Below are 21,643 nucleotides of genomic sequence, written 5' to 3' on the forward strand. Positions count from 1 at the left end.
GTTAATATGCAAGAAATCGCTGAAACCCTTACAGAGCAATAGTTTTTGCTAAACTGTATAAAAAGAGAACTCAAATCGCGAAATCCCTTTCCAGATGGAGACTACAGGCATTTACCCTACATACCAAGGTCGGAAGAGCCTTTGTTACACAACTGATTTAGGGTTGCTATAGATAGATAAATTTAAACTTAATTTCCTAAAATATCTTCCGGCTCTGGGTGATAGATGTATTCATAATTAAACTGTAAAAAATTCGGATGTCGAATCACAGAAAATCCAAACTCTGTTACCGTATCAGCCGCAAACGTAACCATCACTAGCTCGGTCAACTTTTTTTTAGAAATAACTGGATCTTGAACGTAATAATCTCGTTTTGCAAAAAACTTTTTTTTGTCTTTAGGTACGATAATTCCGTTGAGTTGATGAGCGAACCGAATCGGCTTAATATATTGATTTAAAAATTCCTCTTGGTTACGCTGCAATCGATAGAGGCGTTCCTGTTGAATCCAACTCATTCGAAACAGCATTTTTAGCAATTCAAAGCCTAACGTATAATTAAAAGCATTGTTACTTTCCTGAGTATTTCCCATCAAGCGAACAGCCACTTCAAGATACTGTTCCGGTTGGCGGTGCATATCCTGAGCGCAGTGAATATAAAACTGTCGGATATAACCTCGTAACAAAGATTCCGTCAATTCCGTTGCGATGCGAAACTGTTCGAGATAGCGTTTGACTTTTTGATGAGTATCTCGGTCTTCAAGAAGGCGCGAAACGAGTCCGTCAGCCGTATATTCATCGAGGAATTCGGCCTGAGCCTCCGAAGGTGCAGCACAGAGAATATGACACAAAGATAAAACATAACGGCGCTCGTTCCAATGCAATTTTTCCGCCCAATCACGAGCCTCAGACGGAAGGTTAGCAAAAATACTATTAGAATGAATCGAGTTAGCAGAAAACATAGACGTTCTGAGGGGGTAGATATGGCATCACTCCCAAGCGACGGTAGATCGAGAGACACTCCCCAACCGTGCAGCTCGTCAGCCTCACGTTATCTCACCCTCCTCTGACAAACCGTTATCTGAGAACGCTTATTCCGACAGCTCGAGATCGTTGGGAAAGAGCAGAGAGAAAGGCTCTGACTCCTGAAAACGAGCCACGACTCCTACTTAGAAACGAAGTGAACCCAAAAATTCCCGTCGGGAATACAAACCTGACGAATGAGATTGTAAGAGTAGTGGAGGTACGCACCGGGGAGATCCGTTCGGTAACCGCTGGGGAACCATTCGCCATAAGGATCGTGAACGAAAAAGCCGCGTTCGTCGTAACCGACGACCACGAGAATATGACCGAACGAGGTGAAATAACCGTGGACGATCGCGGGATTTAAATCGGCGACCCAGTCTTTAACCTCGTCGATCGTCGCGTTCGTTCGGAACTCGTCCGTACAGCCGTAGTCCCTTATAATTTTAGCTAAATCGTAAGGGCTGTGACGACTGAGATTGTTGTCGATCGCATAGCGATAGAGTTCGTCTTCAAACTGGCTGGCGTTGGTACGTTGGGGAATGCGGAAGTATTTCAAACACATCGCCACCGAGGTCACGTTACAGGCGCCAGTGGGGTTCTCGAAGTTATCGAGTTGCGAGAGGTAGGGACACTCGAGTTGAATGGCGCGAGGGCGAGGTTTGGGGTAAACTTGCGAGCTACCCGTCCCTTGATTGTTTTCTCCAGCGATTTCAACGTGTTCGCCAAAGGCGTACCAGGTATCGAAGCCTTCGATCGCATCGTCTTTGAGGCTGAAGCGAACGTGGTTTCGCTCGCGGGAAAAGCTATCGATATCGAATTCTCGTCCCTTGGGAATCGAGGTTTTCTCGCGATCGGGCAAATCCCCCGACTGGATGGGGCGCTGTTTGAAAACCGTGTTGGCGAGGGTATGCAAAACGAGGGCCATGAGCTTTCACCTGAAGGACGGATTGACGCGAGCGATCGGGTTCGAGAGACGGGGCGCTTAACGGACTTAAACCCACAAAGTACGTTAAAAATGAAGGTATCACGTTCGCAACCCCCCTTGCTAGATCGCGAAGATTATGACCGATAAACCCGCTCGTATCGTTATTCTCGGCGGTGGGTTCGGCGGACTCTACACCGCTTTGAACCTGAGCCGCCTTCCGTGGACTCCCGCCGAAAAACCCGAAATTACGTTAGTCGATCGCAACGATCGCTTCGTATTCGCGCCGCTTCTGTACGAACTGGTGACGGACGAACTGCAAACGTGGGAAATCGCACCGCCGTTTGTCGAACTGCTAGCAAACACCGAAATTCAGTTTCGACAAGCCTCAGTGAAATCGATCGATCTCGACTCGCACCAGGTTCACCTCGACGACGACGGCGATTCCCTTCCCTACGATCGCCTCGTCTTGGCGATGGGAGGCGAAACCCCCCTCAACGGAACGCCAGGTGTCGCCGAACGCGCGATTCCCTTCCGTACCGTCGCCGACGCTTACCGGGTACGAGAACGACTGCGCCAACTCGAAAGTAGCGACGCCGACAAAATTCGCGTGGCGATCGTCGGTGGAGGATACAGCGGCGTTGAAATCGCCTGCAAACTCGCCGATCGCTTGGGAAATCGCGGCCGGATTCGCATCGTCGATCGCAACGATACGATTTTGCGAAACTCCCCCGAATTCAACCGCAACGCCGCCAAACGCGCCTTGAGCGATCGCGGCGTGTGGCTCGATCTCGAAACCGACGTCACCCAAGTCACCGCCGAGACGATTTCCCTGAAATACCGCGAACAAATCGACGAAATTCCGGTCGATTTAGTCTTGTGGACCGTCGGAACGACCGTCGCTCCCGTAGTGCGATCGCTACCCTTCGATCGCAACGATCGCGGTCAGATCCTCACCAACGCCAAACTCCAAGTCATCGATCGCCCCCACATTTTCGCCGTTGGCGACGTCGCCGCCACCTACGACATCAACGGACAACGGGTTCCCACCACCGCACAAGCCGCGTTCCAACAAGCCGACTACGCCGCTTGGAACGTTTGGGGTTCGCTGACGCATCGTCCCCTCCTACCCTTCCGCTATCAAAACCTCGGCGAAATGATGACTTTGGGACTCGACAACGCCACCCTCTCCGGCTTGGGACTCAGCCTCGACGGACCTCTAGCTCACATCGCTCGTCGCCTCGCCTATCTCTACCGTCTCCCCACCCCCGAACATCAATTAAAAGTCGGTTTGAACTGGATTGTCGAACCGTTTCGCGCCCTGGTTTCTTAGATGATGAGGAGATGAGGAGATTTCACATCATCCCGATCGTAGGGTCGTCCCCGTTCCCTGAAAAAATATGAAACAGCCAAAAGTTATTTTTTTCGACGCAGTCGGAACCTTGTTCGGCGTTCGCGGGAGCGTGGGGGAGGTGTACGCTGAAGTCGCGCGGCGGGAAGCCAAGGTCGAAACCGACGCGGTGGCGGTCGAAACGGCATTTGTCGAAAGTTTTAAAGTAGCGCCTCCGGCAGAATTTCCCGATGTCGCGCCCGAGGACTTGTTAACGCGGGAATATCAATGGTGGTACGAGGTCGCTCACCATACCTTTGAAGCGGTGGGAGTTCGCGATCGCTTTACCGATTTCGATCGCTTCTTCGATCGCCTATTTTCGTATTTTGCCAGTGCCGAACCCTGGTTCGTTTATCCGGACGTTCTGCCGACGCTGACGTATTGGAAGCAACAAGGGGTCGAATTGGGAATCGTCTCGAATTTCGACTCTCGCCTCTACACCGTTCTCGACGCCCTCAATTTATCGCAGTTTTTCTCGTCAGTCACGATTTCGACGCGAGTGGGTGCGGCCAAACCCAACCGAAAAATTTTCGATCGCGCCGTAGCCGCTCACGACTGTTCCCCCGAAGTCGCGTGGCACGTTGGCGACAGCTATCGCGATGACTGCGAAGGCGCTCGAGGGGCGGGATTGCGGGGCGTTTGGCTCGTTCGCGATCGCGAAACGGAGTGATTTCGCCGGTACAGTAGAGAGGTCGGAGTCGCGCTGTGGAGTGTCTGAGGCGATCGCCAACTCGGGACACGCCAACTCGAGACGCGCCCACGGCACAGATCGAGCCTACCGTTTCACTATCGGGTCATCAGAGTCCGTTTTCTACCACCAAACCACGATGAAGATCGACGATAGAACCTCCAGTCTCGCGACGCGACACCGCCGTTTCGCTCGCCTTGTCGCTCTAACCTTGACTCCCCTAACAGCGATCGCTCCCAGCCTCGCACAGATCGCGCCCGACCAGACGCTACCCGAAAATTCTCGCGTCACAGTCGAGGGCAACCGCTTCACCCTCGACGGCGGAACCGAAGCCGGAAGTAACTTATTTCATAGTTTCGATCGCTTCTCCGTACCCACCGGAACCGAGGCATTTTTTAACAACGCCGCCAACATCGATCGCATTATTACCCGCGTCACCGGCAGCAACATTTCCAACATCGACGGTCTCCTCTCCGCCAACGGAACCGCCAGCCTGCTTCTGATCAATCCCAACGGCATTCACTTCGGCGAAAACGCCAGCCTGCAACTGGGGGGATCGTTCTTCGCCTCCACCGCCGACAGCCTCCTCTTTACCGACGGAAACCGCTTTAGCGCCGCCGATCCCCAAGCTGGAACGCTCCTAACCGTCAACGTTCCCGTGGGGTTGCAGTTCGGCAACGATCCCGGCGGAATTTCCAATCGATCGCGAGCCGACAATCCCAACGCCTTACCCCCCCTCGATCCCCGCTTGCCCCTCCCCGAAACCGCCGGATTGGGGGTCGTTCCCGGCCAGTTTCTCGGACTGCTTGGCGGAGATCTCGACCTCGACGGCGGCAACCTCACAGCGTTTCAAGGCCAAATCCACCTCGGTAGCGTCAGCGGGCCGGGAGTCGTACAGTTCGGACTGACGCCTACCGGCTTAACCTTCGATTACAGCGGCGTTTCCGAGTTGGGTGCCATCGACCTTCAGGACGGGGCTACCGTCACCGCCAGCGGCCTCGGCGGCGGCGAGATTTCAGTACGAGGAGAAACCGTGACGCTGCAAGGGGGGGCGAGTTTGCGATCGGATACGTTCGGCGGTACAGACGGTCGCGGGATTGGTATCGACGCAGGAACCTTGCAACTGAGCGATCGCGCCTTCATCTCCAGTAGCAGTTTCGGGAGCGGTCGGGGAGGCGATTTAACCGTCCGTGCCAATCTCGTGGATTTAACCGGAACTGCGCCGGGATTGCTGCTGTCACAACTCGTCTCTGGAGAATTCGACCCCACGACTCTCAGCGACGGCGCGTTTGCCTTGAGTGTGGGAAGCGGCGACGGAGGAAACGTCCAGTTTCAAGTCGATCGCTTAAACGCTCGCAACGGCGCAGCCATTTTGACCTCGGCCCTCAGTGCCGGACAGGGGGGAAATTTAACGATCCGAGCGAACGAAGCCATCGAGCTATCGGTCGGATCTTTGTTACTCAGCGGCACCGCCGGATTGGGCGATTCGGGTCATATTGACCTGAGAACCCCCTTTTTGGGAGTGTTCGGCGGCAGTTTCGTCAGCACGAGTCCCAGTAATCTCAGCCGGGGCGAAGGCGGCAACCTCCGCGTCGTCGCCGACACGATCGAACTGCGATCGACCCCAGCCGGTGCGGAGCTACCGGGAGGGTTGTTTACGACCACCTTGGGACCGGGTGCTTCGGGAGATGTCGCCATCGAAACCCGTCAACTGCGAGCGATCGACGGAATGCAAATTTCGGCGGCTTCTTCCAGTGCCGGTCAGGGGGGCAATCTCAGCATTACGGCCGCAGAGTTTGTAGAACTAGCCGGGGCGAGTAGCGATAACATTTGGCTCAGCGGCGTGTTTACCACCTCGTCACTCCTCGAAGTTCTCGGACAAACGGGAACCGCCGGGGCGGGATCGTTGCAAATCGACACCCAACGGCTCAGTCTGCGAGGTGGGGCGCGGGTCTCGGCAGCCACGGGAGGGGTCGGGGCTGCCGGGAGTTTAATCGTCAACGCCACAGAGTCCATTGAAGTAGAAGGATCGGTCGTTTCGGGGTTGGGTCGCGTCGAACCCAGCGCCTTGTTTTCCGAATCGCGCGGGTCGGGGGATGCGGGGGTGTTGCGCCTCAACACGGGACGGTTGACCTTGCGCGACGGGGGCGAAGTGGCAGTACGCGGCCGCGGTACGGGGTCGGCGGGTAACTTGGAGATTAACGCCATCGAGGTCGAACTCGGTCGCAACACGGCGATCGGTGCGTCGAACGTCGATGGGGCTGGCGGAAATATCGTCTCGAACGTCGATCGCCTGACACTGCGCGACGGGGCGGAAGTTTCCGTCAACTCGCAAGGGAGCGGCGACGCCGGAGACGCCATTTTGAACGGGCGCACCCTCCTGCTCGAGGGGGGAACGGTGACGGCGACGAGTCTCCTGGGACGGGGCGGTAACGTCAACCTCAACCTATCCGATACCGTGGTGTTGCGCGATGGCAGTCAAATCACCACCCAGGCCGGAACGGCAGCCACCGGGGGCGGAGACGGGGGCAACATTACCCTATCTGCGGGAGCGATCGCCCTGCTCGACACCAGCCGCATTAACGCCAACGCCTTTGAAGGAGCGGGGGGCAACATTCTAATTTCGACTCAAGGGTTGTTTCTCGCGCCGAACAGCCAAATTACCGCCAGTTCTCAATTCGGCATCGACGGAACGGTGAGCGTCCAAACGCCCGATATCGACGCGGGGACGGGACTGGTGGATTTACCCGAAGATCCCATCGACCCCCGACAACAAATCGCTCGCGGTTGTGCTGCCAGCCGGGGCAATCGCTTCGTCGTCACCGGACGGGGGGGCGTTCCCGAAAATCCCACGGAAGGTCTGCGTTATACCGGTACCTGGGGAGACCTACGGGACTGGCGCCAGGTTTCGCAGCACGATCCGAATTTCTTACCAAAAAACGAAATTTATGTCAATAGTAACGAAAGATCTGTCTCGAGCGATCGAACTCCAGTTGTAGAAGCGACGACTTGGGTGCGTCTCGACGACGATTCCGTACAGCTCGTGGCACGTCCGTCTCGAGATCGTGGAACTTTTCAGACCGGTGCCGCGTCGAGCTGTATGCCCCAAACTTCGCCGAACGTTCCGTAACGATTTCCGTAAAGTTTTCCATCGAACAGCGACTCTCTCTGGGAATTTGTTGGACTGAAAGTTTATCGTGGGATCGATATCGTAATATTTGAAGCCCGTTAAACCCAGATAGAACAGCAGTTTTTCAATGGCTCTCGCAACTAAAAGTTTGTTTTCGGGGCTAGTTTTCGCCTCGATTTACAGTTTGACTCCTTCCCAGGCCGTCGGTCAAATTCTCCCCGACACCACGTTACCCGTCAATTCTCGTATCGTCGAAACCAACGGCAATATTTCGATCGAAGACGGAACGCGAGTCAACGATCTGCTGTTTCACAGCTTTTCCGAATTTTCCGTTCCCGCCGATACCGTGGCGCGATTTAACAACCTGCCCCAGATTCAAACCATTTTCAGTCGCGTGACGGGAAGCGACATTTCCCGCATCGACGGCACGTTAGCGGCCAACAGCGGTGCGAATTTGTTTTTCATCAACCCGAACGGCATTGTGTTCGGAGAAAACGCCCGTCTCGACATTGGGGGTTCCTTCTTGGCCAGTACCGCCGAAAGCGTCCAGTTTGCCAACGGCACCTCGTTTAGTACCGTCGAACCCGAGGTGTCTTTGCTAACCGTGAGCGTTCCAGTGGGATTGCAGTTCGGCGACACTCCCGGCGCGATCGTCAACCGATCGACGGCCGCCGCTCCACTCTCGGGTTTGCCCGATACCCTGCCACCCGCGACGGGACTGACGGTGTTGCCGGGACGAACGCTCGCGCTAGTCGGGGGAAACGTTCGCCTCGAAAGCGGTGCGCTGACGGCATTTCAGGGAGACGTTCGCATTACGAGCGCCGCCGGTGCCGGCCGCTTGGGTCTCGCGGCGACGCCCACGGGAATCGCGTTAGACGACAGTGGTATCGATCGCTTCGGTACGGTCGAGCTATCGGGGAGTGCCAGCATCGATACTAGCGGGTTAGGGGGCGGTGCGATTCGCCTGCGGGGGGAAGACGTCGTCGTGCGCGATAACAGTCGAGTCGTGGCGGCGACCCTGGGCGACATCGACGGGCGAGCGATCGCGATCGCGGGCGATCGTATTGTCGTACGCGATAACGCGTTACTTTCGACCTCTACCTTCAGCAGCGGACGGGGCGGCGATCTCGAGCTTCGAGCCACCGAGAGCGTCGATTTTATCGGAGCGGGAGTCGCGACCCTGCAACTGATACAAATTCAGGCAATTTTGGGAACTCTAGACTTGGCATCTGTCGAAGGTGTCACCATCGTCGGTACGAACGCTACGGGAGACGCGGGGAACGTGACTGTCGAAACCGCTCGACTGAAATTACAAAATGGGGCGGTGTTGGCGACGACAACGGGCGCGTCCGGTGACGGCGGTAACATCAGCATCTTCGCGAGCGACAGCGTCGAGATCGGCGAATCTTTCCTCGCCACTGGCAGCTTGCAGGGAACCACGGGTCAGTCTGGCAGCGTGACCCTGGAAACCCAACGACTCCGACTCACCAACAACGGCGTCATCAATACTTTTACCTTCGGAAGCGGTTCGGGTGGCGACTTATTTGTCGATGCCTCGGAGTCGGTCGAACTGCTCGACACGCCCCCAAACGCTATTTTACCGACGGGACTGTTCGCCAACAGTATTTTTGGAACCGGTCGCGGTGGAAATATCGACGTGCGAACCCAGAGACTCGTGATGAGAGGGGGCGCTCAGGCCGGAAACCAAAGCGGCGCACTGCTGGGAACGGGACTGGTTTCTCTCGGCGGTCCGGGGGGAAACGTCAATATCGAGGCGACGGAATCCTTCGATATCATCGGGATTTCCCCAGACGGTCGCTTCGGCAGCGGTCCGGGAACCACCACGTTTACGGACTCCCCAGCCGGAAACGTGACCGTGACGACGCAGCGGCTGTCTATAACAGAAGGCGGCTCGATCGAAGCGACAACCCTCGATCTCGGACGGGGGGGCAGTATTACGGTGACGGCCAGCGACCGTCTCGAACTGGCGGGAACGGGAATCGCCAACCGACAGGGAACGCCGATCGCGTTTCCCAGCAGTTTGGGGGCGTCCTCAGGACGGGAAGATTTTCCCAATTTAACGGCCAGTGGGGCGGCGGGAGACCTGCGCGTCAACGCTGGAACCCTCGCGATCCGAGACGGCGCCCAAATTGCTGTCGATAGTTTCGGCTCTGGCGATGCGGGTCTTTTGGAAATCCAGGCCGACCGACTTCGCCTCGAGAACGGCGGGAATTTAGACGCCACGACGGTCTCGGGACTGGGGGGAAATATTAACGTGCGATCGCCCATCGTACAGTTACGAAACGGCAGTACCATCTCGACCGATGCGGGAAATACTGACGGCGGCAATATCGCGATCGCCAGCGAGACCCTCGTCGCCCTCGACAACAGCGACATCACCGCCAACGCCCGACAGGGACGGGGCGGACGGGTGACGATCTCCGCTCTCGGAATTTTCGGGACGGCCTTTCGCAACGCTCCGACACCGGAGAGCGACATTACCGCCACCTCGGAACTCGGCCCGGCCTTCAGCGGCGTGGTGGAGTTGAAAACACCAGACGTCAACACAGACGCGGCGTTTGTGGAACTGGCTGCCGATCCCATCGATCCCGGCCGGCAAATTGCCCGAGGTTGTGCGGCGAGCCAAGGCAATACCTTCGTCGTGACGGGGCGAGGAGGCGTCCCCGAAAACCCGACCGAGAGCTTGCGACAGACGGTCAGTTGGGGCGACTTGCGCGATTGGCGGACGCTGCACGTTAGAACGTCGGCAGATGCGCCATCTCTCCCAGACACGCGGGCGATCGATGGAGAAGACGGGGATAGAGAGCGCCTCGAAGCGTCTGCCTTGGTGGAGGCGACGGGTTGGGTGCGCCTCGAGGGAAATTCCGTGCAGCTCGTCGCCTCGCCCGAGCGATCGAACCGTTTGAGTGCGACGAGCGAACGATTCGATACGGTCGGGTGTCCGTTGGGGAATCGTTAACCTCGGCGATCGGCTACAGTGAAAAGAAAGGGGTTAGACCCACCATGTTTACGTCGTTTCAGGCGATCGCACGTTCGAACGACGACGGGTTGGGTCGCCTCTCGAACTCGAGCGATCGGTCGCAAGGCAAAAAATCGAACCCACCAGACGGACTTCACCGAGGCCGTTCGACTGTTCTCAACTCGAGGTAGGAAATCGCAAACGATGTCTACGTTACAGATTCGATCGATGCGTCAGTGCTGGCGGAATTCACGAGTTCCTCTCTCGTCTTGATTTAAATCGTCCTGTTTTCACCAAAAGTCCGATCTGGAATATTGACAAAAAAATCTTTTTGTGATAAAGAATCTAACTCCTGACCGTCTCCATGAAGAACCACGTTCGCGATCGGCGAAAACTCTGGAAAACAAGACTCATTAGTGCGCTCCTGTTCCTACTCGGTATATGGGGCTTTACCAGTCTGTCTCAGATTTCGGCCGCGTCCGTCCCCGCCCTAATTCCCGCTCCGAGAGTGTTGCACGTCGCTGACGCGAACGAACGCCACAGCCAACGTCTCGATCCCGTCGCCTTAGAAGCCGATGCCCGACGCCTGTACGAAGCCGGACAGTTTCGAGCGGCCGAACAGAACTTTCACGCGGCCGCCGAGGCGTTCGGTCTCGAGGGCGATCGCCTCAGTCAAGCCGGAAGTGCCACCTATCGCGCCCTGGCTTTGTACGAACTCGGACGACACCGTGCGGCGATCGAGGTTCTCGAAACCGCGTTACAGGAGCTGGCCGGTCTGCCAGTGTCCAACGGCCGCACGGCCATCGAAGCCCAAGCCCACCTCGCGCTAGGACGGTTGCAACTGAGCCGAGGTCAAACTCAAGCGGCTTTAGACTCCTGGCAACAGGCCGCCGAGCGCTACGTCGCCCTCGAAGACGAACTCGGAGAACTCGGGGCGCTGACGAACCAAGCCATCGCCCTGCAAGGGTTAGGGCTGTACCGGCGATCGCAAGCCCTTCTCGAAACCGTCACCGCTCGTCTAGATGCCTACCCCGACGCCCGCCTCAAAATTACTGCCCTCACCGATTTAGGCGTCGCCCTACAAGTCGTCGGCGATCTCCACGAATCGCGAACCGTCCTCGAACGGGCGTTGGCGATCGCCCAAAACACCCCCGAACTGTCCCAAAACAGCATCGTCCTGCAAGCCCTCGGGGATACCACCCGCGCCTTGGGAGACCTCGAAGCCGCGTTAGCCTTTTACCGCCAGGCCGCCGAGGCCAGTTCCCAAGCCACCGTTATCGTCGCCGCCCGTCTAGCCCAAGCCCGCACGGCCATCGACCTCAAGGCATTCTCCGAGGCCGAACGCCTGCTCTCGGACGTCGAATCCCGTCTGACGACCTTACCAGACTCTCGCGATGCCGTTTACGCCGTCGTGAACTTCGTCGAAACCCGCTTGCGTCTCGACGACCGACAGCCCGAGAACGCCCCCGCCCTGGCCGAGTTACTGGCAACAGCCCTCGAGCGATCGCGCGATCTCGGAGACCGCCGGGCGCAAGCCTACGTCCTCGGTCAGTTGGGACACCTCTACGAAAACCAGCAGCAGTGGCAAGTCGCCCTCGACCTGACCGAAGACGCCCTGCAAACCGCCGCCCCCCTCAACGCCCCCGACGTCACCGCCCAGTGGCAAGCCCAACTCGGGCGTCTGTACCGACAACAGGGCGATATCGAAAACGCGATCGCGGCCTATACCCAAGCCGTCAGCGAACTGCAACGTCTCAGTCGCGACCTCGTCGCCATCAACCCGGAAGTCCGACTGTCGTTCCGCGACAGCGTCGAGCCGGTCTACCGCGAACTCGTGAGTTTGTTGCTGGCCGACCGTCCCACCCAAGCCCAACTGCAACAAGCCAGGGAAACCATCGAAGCCCTACAACTGGCCGAACTCGAAAACTTTTTTCGCGAGTCCTGTCTCGAAGCCAGTCCGACCCAGCTCGATCGCGTCGACGCTCGCGCGGCCGCCATTTACCCGATTATCTTGCCCGATCGCCTCGAAGTCATTCTCTCCCTGCCCGGACGCCCCTTACAAAACTACCGCGCCGAGGTCGATCGCGCGACGTTAGATCGCACCTTACAACGCGTTCGCCAATCCTTGAGCCTGTCGTTTCCCCGTAACGAACGACTGGTTCTGTATCGCCAACTCTACGACTGGCTCGTTCGCCCGGCTGAGACCGCGTTACAAAACGCCGACATCGCGACCCTCGTGTTCGTCCTAGACGGGCCGCTGCGGAACTTACCCATGTCCGTTCTCTACGACGGCGATCGCTACCTCGTCGAACAGTACGGTCTCGTTCTCTCCCAAGGGCTGCAACTCCTCGAACCCCGTCCCCTCGACAACAGCCAACTACAAGCGGTCATCGCCGGATTGAGCGAAGGACGACAGGGATTCGCACCGCTGCCGGAAGTCGAATCGGAAATCGCCCGCATCGCCTCGGAAATTCCCTCAGAAATCCAACTCAACCAACAGTTTACGACCGAGGCCACCCGCGCCGCCCTCGCCCGCGCCTCCAACCCCGTGTTGCACCTAGCCACCCACGGTCAGTTTAGTTCCGAAGCCGACGATACCTTTATCGTGACCTGGGACGGCAAACTGCGCGTCAGCGAACTGGGGTCGATTTTGCAGCGTCGTGACGAAACGCGATCGGGTGCGTTAGAACTGTTGGTGTTGAGCGCCTGTCAAACCGCTCGGGGGGACGATCGCGCCGTGTTGGGACTGGCAGGGTTGGCGATCGAAAGTGGGGCGCGAGCGACCGTCGCCACCCTCTGGAGCGTACGCGATCGCTCAACAGCCAATTTGATGGTGGAGTTTTACCGACAGCTCGCCCGGCCCGGCATCAACAAAGCCGAAGCGTTACGCCAAGCTCAACTGTCTCTTTTGGCTCGCCCCGAATACGACCATCCCTTTTTCTGGGCTCCCTTTGTTTTAGTTGGGAACTGGTTGTAACCGTCGGGAGACATCTTCAAAAACACACCGGAACCTGGAACGGAATCCCGTAAAATTTACAAAATGTTTAATCGATCTTTCCCAAGACTTCATACTGCCTCCCCAACATCTGCACTATCCTAGTAATTGGGGAAAGTCTATGCGTCATCTGTCGATTGAAAGGATATGTCCCATGAAATACCCTCAACTTAAATCGTTATTCGGACGAACCCTGGCGGCTACCGCTGTAGGTGCAGCCACCCTGTTCGCCGTCCACCCCGCCTCAGCCGTAACTTTCGGCACGCCCGACGGTGTAGCGGGAACCCCCAGCACGGCCTCGAGCGGCGGTGCTAGCCGGACAGCCGGTCTCTGTTTGGCCGGTTCGGCAAACGCCAGCGCCCTGCAACCGCTACTGCCGGGTTTCCAACGCGTCCTCACCGTTTCCGAACGGCCGGAATTTTTCGTCTCCGTTCCTTCGATGACGGCGACGACCGCCTCGTTCAGCTTGCAAGACGAAGAACGGGAATACTACCGCACGCAAGTCGAACTGCCCGCCGAGGGCGGAATCGTCAGCGTCACGTTGCCCGAGGGCGTCTCGCTCGAAGCTGAAAAAGATTACAAGTGGTACTTCGAGATTCACTGCGTCTCTGAAGTGGCCGATCCCGACAACCCCAACATTGAAGGGACGGTGTATCGGATGCCCCTCGAAGACGACCTCGCCGCCGATCTCGAGGCCGCTGCGACTGCGATCGAAGCCGCCAGAGCGTATAGCGAGGCCGGAATTTGGTACGATGCGCTCAGCACCCTGGCCCGCGCTCGCCAAGATCGCCCGCAAGACGCAAGCGTCGCCTCGAACTGGAACGAATTCCTCGCGTCAGTCGGTTTGGATAACCTAGCTCGTCAGCCCTTAGCTGATTAGTGAAGGGAAGTCTGTTAACGATCGATTCGAGACGCATCTACTTCGCGCCCCACTGTCGCCGTCGATCGGCTCGGGACAGTTCGATCGGCAGAGGCAACGGTGGGGCAGACCTCCCGAGTCTCGATAGACGTTCGGCAGAACGAACGTCTGGTCTACCGATCGCCTCAGATAACAGCACGGACGTTTCCCACAGGCGATCGCACTCTTAGGTTGCCGTCGCCCGCCGAAGGCGCTATGTCTGTCCGAAAACCTCACCCGATACATCGCGTTCGATCGCCTCCCATTTACACCTACCCTGACGCATCTCAGCCCCGTTTGAAATAAAATCGGTAGCAACGACAGTCAAAACTGCACTCAGAGAATTTTGACTCGCTCGCACCGACAGCAGCGATCGCACCAGGGGTTCGCCACGCCGTCGAACTCGAGCCGTCAGGTTTCAGACTCCCCGAGCTATAGCTGCTGTGGGAAAAAACCCCCTCCAGCGAACGCTGGGGGCAAACGTCGAAGCTCGTCGTGCGATAAGCGCGTATCCTACGGCAGGGTCAGATACGAGGGAGAGGTTCGCAACGAACGTATGCGAGAGGGCAAAAACACGCCAGTTCGGGCTGACCGACCGTTAACCCGACCTTGGCAATATCTATCGAAAGCTTGGCAGTGGCGGTTCGTCCTGGTCACTGCCCCCATTGTGGCGGGACTGGTGGTGGCCGGCCAGGCCAGTGGGTGGTTTCGCCTGTGGGAATGGACGGTACGCGACCAACTGTTTCGCCTGCGACCGAGCGAACCCATCGACGAGCGGATCGTCGTCGTGGCCATCGACGAACCCGATATCGTGGCCGTGGGACAGTGGCCAATGCCCGACGCGCTCCTGGCCACGTTGCTGCAACGTATTCGTGCCGGGAATCCCGACGCCATCGGTTTGGACTTGTACCGCGACCTCCCCGTCGAACCGGGACACGAGCTGTTTGAAGAGGTGGCGCGATCGACCCCCAACTTGTTCGGGGTCGAAAAACTTCTCAGCAATACAGTCGCCCCACCGCCGGTTCTCGCTAACGCCGGACGGGTGGGCATCTCCGACGTCATGCCCGACGCCGACGGTAAAATTCGCCGCGCTATCCTCTCGGCTGAAAATCCCAACGGTGAATCTCAACTCGGCTTGGCGCCCGTTCTCGCCTTGCATTACCTCGAGCAACGGGAAGTGACCCTCGAGCCGGCCGGGAACGACCCGAAAAAGATGCATCTGCGCTTGGGACGAGCGCTGTTCGTTCCCCTGACCGGACGCGAAGGGAACTATTTTCCAGGGGAAATCGGCGGCTATCAAATCCTCCTCAACTATCGCAGCGAAGACTTTATTACTGTGTCCATGACGGCGGTTCTCGACGGGACGGTCGATCCCGACCTATTTCGCGATCGCGTGGTGTTGATCGGCCCGGTCGCCCCCAGTCTCAACGATTTTTTCTACACTCCCTACAGTAGCAACCTGCAACAAGACCCGCCGCAAATGCCAGGGGTCGTCGTCCACGCGAACATCGTCAGTCAGATGTTGAGCGCAGCCCTCGAAGGACGGGAACTGTTGCGGTTGTGGCCCAAATCCCTCGAACAGAGTTGGACTGTGGTGTGGTCTTTCGTGGGAGCAGTCGTGACCTGGCAGTGTTTGCAATGGGCGCGATCGCGGGGGGTCAGTTTGGGCTTGCTGGCTGCCCTGATGTCAGTCGGACTCGGCAGTGCGGTAATCTGCGCGATCGTCTACCTCTCCTTTCTAGACGGGTGGGTGCTGCCCATCGTCGCCCCGTTCTTAGCCCTGACGGGGTCTTCTGTCACGGTCGTCAACTGGCACTATCTCTGGCAACTCAAACAAGCGAACACCAAACTCCGAGGGTACGCGAGTACCCTCGAACAGCAGGTCGATCGACGCACGGCAGAACTCAAAACTGCATTGGAAGCGGCGAAAGCCGCTACGGTCGCGAAAAGTCAGTTCCTGGCTAACATGAGCCACGAACTTCGTACCCCCATGAACGGCGTCATCGGCATGACCGATCTGTTGCTGACGACCCGTCTCGATGACGAGCAGCGGGATTTTCTCCACACGATTCGCACCAGTAGCGAGAATCTGGTTCTCATCGTCAACGACATTCTCGATTTTTCTAAGTTAGAAGCCGGTCAAATGCGCCTCGAGTCGATCGACTTCGAGTTGAACGCGACGCTGAAAGACGTACGCCGACTGTTGTGGCCGACGGCCAACGCCAAGGGACTAGCCCTCGAGTATCATATCGGTTCGGAAGTTCCCCCTTGGCTCAAAGGCGATCCGATGCGGCTGCGACAGGTGATTATCAATCTGATCGGCAACGCCATTAAGTTTACCGATCGCGGTCGTATCGACGTGTTCGTTTCCTGTCCGCACCGAAAAGATGCCGAGGCCACCTTACGTGTTACCGTGCAGGACACGGGGATCGGCATCGCTCCTGAAGACCAACACAAGTTGTTTCAGTCGTTTTCTCAGGTGGACGCGTCGACGACGCGCAAGTACGGGGGAACGGGGTTAGGACTGGCTATCTGTCGGCGGTTGTCGAGTTTGATGGGCGGCGAGATCGGACTCGAGAGCGAGGTAGGGCGTGGTTCGCGGTTCTGGTTTACGGCTCGGTTGGAGGTGGCGGCCGAACCGATAACGGTGGTGGCAGATTCCCCGGTCTCGCAAAACGGCTGTAACGTCCCCGTCGATTTGTCCGATCGCGCCACTGTAAAGATTTTGGTGGCCGACGACACGCCGGTCAATCAGAAGGTCGTCCGCAATCAACTCAAACAACTCGAGTATACGAACGTGACCTGTGTTGGCAACGGTCGGGCAGCCCTCGATCGCTTGGCAGAAGAACTGTTCGATTTGGTGCTGATGGACTGTCAGATGCCGGTTCTCGACGGCTACGAAGCCACTCGTCAGTTACGGCAACGGGAAGCAGGAACCGATCGCCATACTGTCATCGTGGCCATGACGGCTCACGCCCTCGAGGGCGATCGCGAGAAGTGTTTGGCGGTGGGAATGGACGATTACGTGACCAAACCCGTGCAGCGGGCCGTGTTAGAAGCCACGATCGAGCGCTGGGTGAATCCGTCTCGTCGCCATCTGGCACTCGAGGCGACAGGAGACCGACACAACGGTAACGGAACGGCGGCAAGTTTAGATCGCGGGCAGGATGCCCGAGCGACGACCGTTGAAGAAATACCGCCGACGGTGGATGTGGTGCGGTTGGAGGAAATTACGGGGGGCGATCGCGAGTTCCAACAGGAGTTGTTGGAAACCTTTACCGAGGACGCGCTCGTCTGTGTGGGGGAAATCCGCGATGCCCTCTCGACTCGCGACTGGCCGAGGCTGTCGCAGTTAGCCCACAAGTTAAAAGGGGCCAGCAGCAACGCCGCGATCTTAACGATGCCGGATTTGGCGCGCAAGCTCGAACACCAAGCCAAAGACAGCATCGACCACGGCATGGCAGAATTGGTAGAGCAGTTGGAACGGATTCTCGATCGCGTTCGACTGTCTGTTAAACGTGAAAAGTGACGGCCGAGCGATCGATTTCCGTCCGCCGTCGATCCAGTCTCGAAGTATGAAACGCGTTTTGATTCGTTCGATAGTTCCCGCGATCGCGGCGGCAGCGATTCCCGTAGCGATCGGGGGGTCGGTGATGGCCAATTCTTCGTTATTTATCGCTTATCCTCCCGAGACTCACGACACGACCAGCGATCGCATTTTTATTATCGGGACGGCCGACCCCACTGGCGCGGTGACGGTGAACGGAACGCCCGTCGATCGCTCGGCGGCAGGACATTTCGCCCCGAGTTTTCCGCTGACCGTGGGGGAAAATCGCTTTGAGGTTCGTTACGGCGATCGTGCGGTGTCTCTGACGGTGGTGCGTCGGTCTCCCACGCCGAATTTACCTCAAGGGGTGGGGTTTGCAGCGGGATCGCTCCAACCGTCTCGCGATATTGCTCGAATGCCGGGAGAACTGGTCTGTTTCAGCGCCATCGCCCCGACGGGAGACGACACTTCAGCCCGCGTTCGCGTCGGCGATCGCACGGTTGCTTTGTTACCGGATACCGCCTCGCGTCCCCTTCCCGAGAACTTCGCCGTCCTCGTGGGACGAAACCAACCTCTGCCCGCGTCGCCATCGGCGGCCACCTATCGCGGTTGCACTCAGTTCGAGACGCCGGGAAGTTGGGGGCAGCCGGTGTTCGAGTTGCAGGTGGGTGGCGAAACGGCGACGCAACCGGCCGGAGGCGCGATCGAGATTTTGCCGCGAGATGCTGTGTTAGCGGCGGAAGTCGTTGCGGAGGAGGCGATCGCCCGCACGGGACCGAGTACCGCCCACTCCCGTCTGACGCCTTTACCTCAAGGGACGAGAGCCAGGGTGACGGGGAAGGAAGGGGACTGGCTGCGCCTCGATTACGGGGCTTGGATACGGTCGGAGGAGGCGCGAACTTTTCGCAGCGGCGTTCCGCCCCAGTCGATCGTTCGTAGTGTCAGCGCCCGTCACGGCGATCGCTGGACGGAGGTACGGTTTCCTCTCGAAACTCCCGTTCCCGTCAGCGTCGAACAGGAGGGCGATCGCCTCACCCTCGCCCTCTACAACACCATCGCTCAAACCGATTTTATTGCCTTCGACGCCGATCCCTGGGTCGAAGGGATGACCTGGCAGCAAACGACCCCCACGCAAGCGCGATATCAGTTTCAGTTTCGGTCTTCGCAGCAGTGGGGGTACAAACTTCGCTACGACGACACGACGCTGGTTCTCTCGCTGCGCCATCCTCCTGAAATGTCGCCGACGCAGCCGTTGGCGGGAACGACGATTTTACTCGACCCCGGACACGGCGGCCCGGAAGATTTGGGCGCGCGAGGGCCGACGGGAACCCCGGAAAAGGAGGTGACGCTCGAGGTCGGATTGTTGTTGCGGGACGAACTCGAACGCCGAGGGGCGACGGTGGTGCTGACGCGGGAAGGGGATGTCGATCTGTGGCCGCACGATCGCGTCGCGATTATCGAGAAAGTCGAACCGACTCTCGCGTTGAGTTTGCATTACAACGCCCTCCCCGACAACGGCGACGCTGAGAACACGGCCGGAATCGGGACGTTTTGGTATCACCCGCAAGCTCGCGATTTGGCGAGTTTTTTGTACCGCCATTTAATCGACGATCTAGACCGACCGGAATACGGGGTGTTTTGGGCGAATTTTGCCCTGACTCGTCCGACGGTCGCGCCGTCCGTGTTGTTAGAGTTGGGCTTTGTTATCAATCCCGAGGAGTTCGAGTGGATCGTCGATCCGCAAGCACAGCAAGCGTTAGCGGTCTCTTTGGCGGACGGAATCGAGGCGTGGCTGCGCGAACGGCGCTAAAATTTAGGTTGACATTTTTGTAGTTTTGTGGTATGTAGGCTTGTTGAGCCGGGTTTCAAAACGTCTTCACCACAGAGGCACAGAGGACACAGAGCGGTTTTTGCAGGGATTTGAGATGAGGATGCAGTTTGAGACTCAACTCGACCCACCTCAGACGTTTCGGTATCCCCTGCGATCGCCGCGATCCCGTTACCGTTTTCTGCCTTCGAGTCGAAACTCTAGGGAGAAACCCCTATTCTAGAACTAAGTTCTTCTGACTCGAGCGACGCGCGATCGCTATGCGTTTTCCCCTCTTACCTCGCTTTCTAAGTTTCTTTTGGCATCTGAGACCCTACGTGTTGCGTCACGTGGCGGCCGAGATGGGTCGGTTGCGGTTGTTCGGCTTGTCGTCAGAAATTGCTTTCGACGCGATGCTGGCGATGTTTCCGGCAATCATCGCCGCCCTGTCTGTGTTAGGGCGAGTCTTTCCCGAACGAGCCGCCTTCGATTTAATTGCGGACAATTTGAAAAGTCTTCCGCCCCAAGACGTACAGACTCTGATCGATCGCTTTGTCGATCGGCTACAAGTCTCGAAAGGGGGTGGGGTGTTGTCGCTGAGTTTTATCGCGGCGTTGTGGATCGCGTCTTCGGCGGTCAGTTCGACGATGAACGCCCTCGATCGCATCCACCGGATTTCCCACAAACGCACGCGTCCGTTTTGGAAAGCCAAATTAATTTCGCTGACGCTGACCTTGGGATCGATCGTCTTGTTAGCGGTGGCGTCGTTTCTGGCGATTATCAGCGATTTTATCGTGCAGTTTGTCGTCGGCTACATGGGAGAATACGAGTCGAACGTGTTGGCGGCGTGGCATCGGTTGAGCTGGCCGTTGGCGTTGGTGTTGGTGGCGATCGCCTTTGCGTTCGTGTATCGTTTCGGGCCGAGTCGCTGGAAGCCGGGAATTCCCGTGTTTCCGGGGGCGGCGATCGCCACGTTATTGTGGGCGGGAATTTCGAGTTTGTTTCGGCTGTACGTCTCCCATTTCGGGCGATACAACGTGTATTACGGGGCGGTGGGAACGGCGATCGTCATGTTGTTGTGGCTGAAGCTGAGTGCTTTGGCGTTGCTGGTGGGAGCGCAACTGAACGTTTCGGTAGGACACGCCATGCGACGACAAGCGGAAACGCGACGCATGAAACGATTGGCGAAAAATATCGGGGTGGAAGAGGAAGATCGCTCGGTCTAACGCGTAGATCGCCGATCGGGGTTTGCGATCCAAAAGACTCCCGACGATCTACCGAAAATTTTGGGGTTAGAGCCTCGCCCTTCTAGGGCGACTTTTTGATTGCATATTTCAACAATCTTTGCTAGTCTAAAAATAGGTTATGCCGTTTTTAGGTGATGATTAACCTCACGTATCAGTACAAGCTTGCGCCCACCCAACAGCAGCAACAGACCTATGACGAATGGTTAGAAACCTCTCGTCGGGTCTGGAACTATGCTTTGGCAGAGCGCAAAGACTGGTACAAGTCGAGAGCCTGTCCCATCGACCGATGCTCTCTTCGAGGTGAGTACGTCATGTCCCCCGACGCGCCCCGACCCAGCTTTTCAAGCCAATGCAAAGCCTTAACCCAAGCTCGAAAAGTCTATCCTGAGCTAGGTACAGCTAACGCTCAAATGCTGCAACAGGTGTTGCGACGTTTAGAGAAAGCCTTTGTCTCGATGTGGGAGAGAGGACATGGATTCCCCAGATTTAAGAAACCGGGAAGATTTCGTTCTCTGCTGTTTCCGCAATTGGGAAAAGACCCCGTTCGGGGAAACCGCGTCAAACTCCCTGGGGTGGGTTGGGTGAAAATGCGACTCTCACGAGCGATTCCCGAAGGCTTCGTTGTCAAACAAGCCCAAGTGGTCAAACGTGCTTCCGGCTGGTACGTGATGCTAACCCTTCAGTGCGATCTTGAAGTTCCCGACATCCTACCCCACGGGGAAGCCTTGGGAATTGACGTAGGATTGAGCAACTATCTGGCCACCTCCACCGGTGAGTTAGTACCAAGACCCCGATTCTTTGTAGACCTCCAGAGCAAGCTGCGATCGCTGCAACAGAGAGCGTCTCAAAAGGTTAAAGGGTCAAATAACTGGCGTAAAGCTCACCATAAGGTTGCCAAACTGCACGAATACATCCGCAACTGTCGTCAGGATTTCTTCTATAAGCTGGCTCACCGTCTCTGTGACGACGTGGGGATGGTGTTTGCTGAAAAAATCAACTTCAAAGCTTGGGCGAGA

The 21,643-nt window shown here is 57.4% G+C and carries 12 protein-coding genes; 10 read left to right on the forward strand and 2 right to left on the reverse strand.

Annotated elements, in window-relative coordinates:
* Nucleotides 1-188: 188 nt before the first annotated feature.
* A complete protein-coding gene (locus tag POG22_RS20415) occupies nucleotides 189-959 on the reverse strand; it encodes a hypothetical protein (RefSeq protein WP_063716207.1) in 771 nt (256 codons plus the stop codon).
* 203 nt (nucleotides 960-1,162) lie between these two features.
* The gene (locus POG22_RS20420; RefSeq protein ID WP_017659896.1) at nucleotides 1,163-1,948 is read right to left on the reverse strand and encodes a C39 family peptidase; all 786 of its coding nucleotides are present in this window, start codon (nucleotides 1,946-1,948) and stop codon (nucleotides 1,163-1,165) included.
* 136 nt (nucleotides 1,949-2,084) lie between these two features.
* On the opposite strand from POG22_RS20420, the gene POG22_RS20425 reads away from it, so the two are divergent.
* The 10 genes from POG22_RS20425 to POG22_RS20470 form a co-directional block, all read left to right on the forward strand.
* Nucleotides 2,085-3,278, forward strand: a complete 1,194-nt coding sequence (locus tag POG22_RS20425; RefSeq protein WP_017659895.1) for an NAD(P)/FAD-dependent oxidoreductase — start codon at nucleotides 2,085-2,087, stop codon at nucleotides 3,276-3,278.
* A gap of 67 nt (nucleotides 3,279-3,345) precedes the next feature.
* A complete protein-coding gene (locus POG22_RS20430) occupies nucleotides 3,346-4,005 on the forward strand; it encodes an HAD-IA family hydrolase (protein WP_498906956.1) in 660 nt (219 codons plus the stop codon).
* Nucleotides 3,935-7,153 carry a two-partner secretion domain-containing protein gene (locus POG22_RS20435; RefSeq protein WP_498906957.1) on the forward strand — a complete coding sequence of 1,073 codons (3,219 nt, stop codon included), beginning with the start codon at nucleotides 3,935-3,937 and terminating at the stop codon, nucleotides 7,151-7,153. Before POG22_RS20430 ends, POG22_RS20435 begins: the two co-directional genes overlap by 71 nt.
* A 127-nt stretch (nucleotides 7,154-7,280) precedes the next feature.
* Nucleotides 7,281-10,133 (forward strand): two-partner secretion domain-containing protein, encoded by a 2,853-nt coding sequence (locus tag POG22_RS20440; RefSeq protein WP_498906958.1) that lies wholly within the window; start codon nucleotides 7,281-7,283, stop codon nucleotides 10,131-10,133.
* Between the two features lie 364 nt (nucleotides 10,134-10,497).
* Nucleotides 10,498-13,110, forward strand: a complete 2,613-nt coding sequence (locus POG22_RS20445; RefSeq protein WP_498906959.1) for a CHAT domain-containing protein — start codon at nucleotides 10,498-10,500, stop codon at nucleotides 13,108-13,110.
* A gap of 172 nt (nucleotides 13,111-13,282) precedes the next feature.
* Entirely contained in the window at nucleotides 13,283-14,008 is a 726-nt protein-coding gene (locus POG22_RS20450; RefSeq protein ID WP_190288532.1) for a DUF928 domain-containing protein, read from the forward strand.
* Between the two features lie 574 nt (nucleotides 14,009-14,582).
* Nucleotides 14,583-17,555 (forward strand): CHASE2 domain-containing protein, encoded by a 2,973-nt coding sequence (locus POG22_RS20455; protein WP_498906960.1) that lies wholly within the window; start codon nucleotides 14,583-14,585, stop codon nucleotides 17,553-17,555.
* A gap of 46 nt (nucleotides 17,556-17,601) precedes the next feature.
* On the forward strand, nucleotides 17,602-19,383 hold the full coding sequence (locus POG22_RS20460; protein ID WP_498906961.1) for an N-acetylmuramoyl-L-alanine amidase: 1,782 nt from the start codon (nucleotides 17,602-17,604) through the stop codon (nucleotides 19,381-19,383).
* Between the two features lie 278 nt (nucleotides 19,384-19,661).
* The gene (locus tag POG22_RS20465) at nucleotides 19,662-20,606 is read left to right on the forward strand and encodes a YihY/virulence factor BrkB family protein (protein ID WP_063716216.1); all 945 of its coding nucleotides are present in this window, start codon (nucleotides 19,662-19,664) and stop codon (nucleotides 20,604-20,606) included.
* Between the two features lie 155 nt (nucleotides 20,607-20,761).
* On the forward strand, nucleotides 20,762-21,643 hold an 882-nt coding region (locus tag POG22_RS20470), incomplete at its 3' end, for an RNA-guided endonuclease InsQ/TnpB family protein (RefSeq protein WP_498906962.1).

Origin of the sequence: Geitlerinema sp. CS-897, from assembly GCF_028368005.1 — a bacterium.
Lineage (GTDB): Bacteria > Cyanobacteriota > Cyanobacteriia > Cyanobacteriales > Geitlerinemataceae > Baaleninema > Baaleninema simplex.

Bases quoted from the DNA above. Each gene is read 5' to 3' on its own strand.
- POG22_RS20415 (WP_063716207.1), bottom strand. From the start codon at position 959: ATGTTTTCTGCTAACTCGATTCATTCTAATAGTATTTTTGCTAACCTT.
- POG22_RS20420 (WP_017659896.1), bottom strand. From the start codon at position 1,948: ATGGCCCTCGTTTTGCATACCCTCGCCAACACGGTTTTCAAACAGCGC.
- POG22_RS20425 (WP_017659895.1), top strand. From the start codon at position 2,085: ATGACCGATAAACCCGCTCGTATCGTTATTCTCGGCGGTGGGTTCGGC.
- POG22_RS20430 (WP_498906956.1), top strand. From the start codon at position 3,346: ATGAAACAGCCAAAAGTTATTTTTTTCGACGCAGTCGGAACCTTGTTC.
- POG22_RS20435 (WP_498906957.1), top strand. From the start codon at position 3,935: ATGACTGCGAAGGCGCTCGAGGGGCGGGATTGCGGGGCGTTTGGCTCG.
- POG22_RS20440 (WP_498906958.1), top strand. From the start codon at position 7,281: ATGGCTCTCGCAACTAAAAGTTTGTTTTCGGGGCTAGTTTTCGCCTCG.
- POG22_RS20445 (WP_498906959.1), top strand. From the start codon at position 10,498: ATGAAGAACCACGTTCGCGATCGGCGAAAACTCTGGAAAACAAGACTC.
- POG22_RS20450 (WP_190288532.1), top strand. From the start codon at position 13,283: ATGAAATACCCTCAACTTAAATCGTTATTCGGACGAACCCTGGCGGCT.
- POG22_RS20455 (WP_498906960.1), top strand. From the start codon at position 14,583: ATGCGAGAGGGCAAAAACACGCCAGTTCGGGCTGACCGACCGTTAACC.
- POG22_RS20460 (WP_498906961.1), top strand. From the start codon at position 17,602: ATGAAACGCGTTTTGATTCGTTCGATAGTTCCCGCGATCGCGGCGGCA.
- POG22_RS20465 (WP_063716216.1), top strand. From the start codon at position 19,662: ATGCGTTTTCCCCTCTTACCTCGCTTTCTAAGTTTCTTTTGGCATCTG.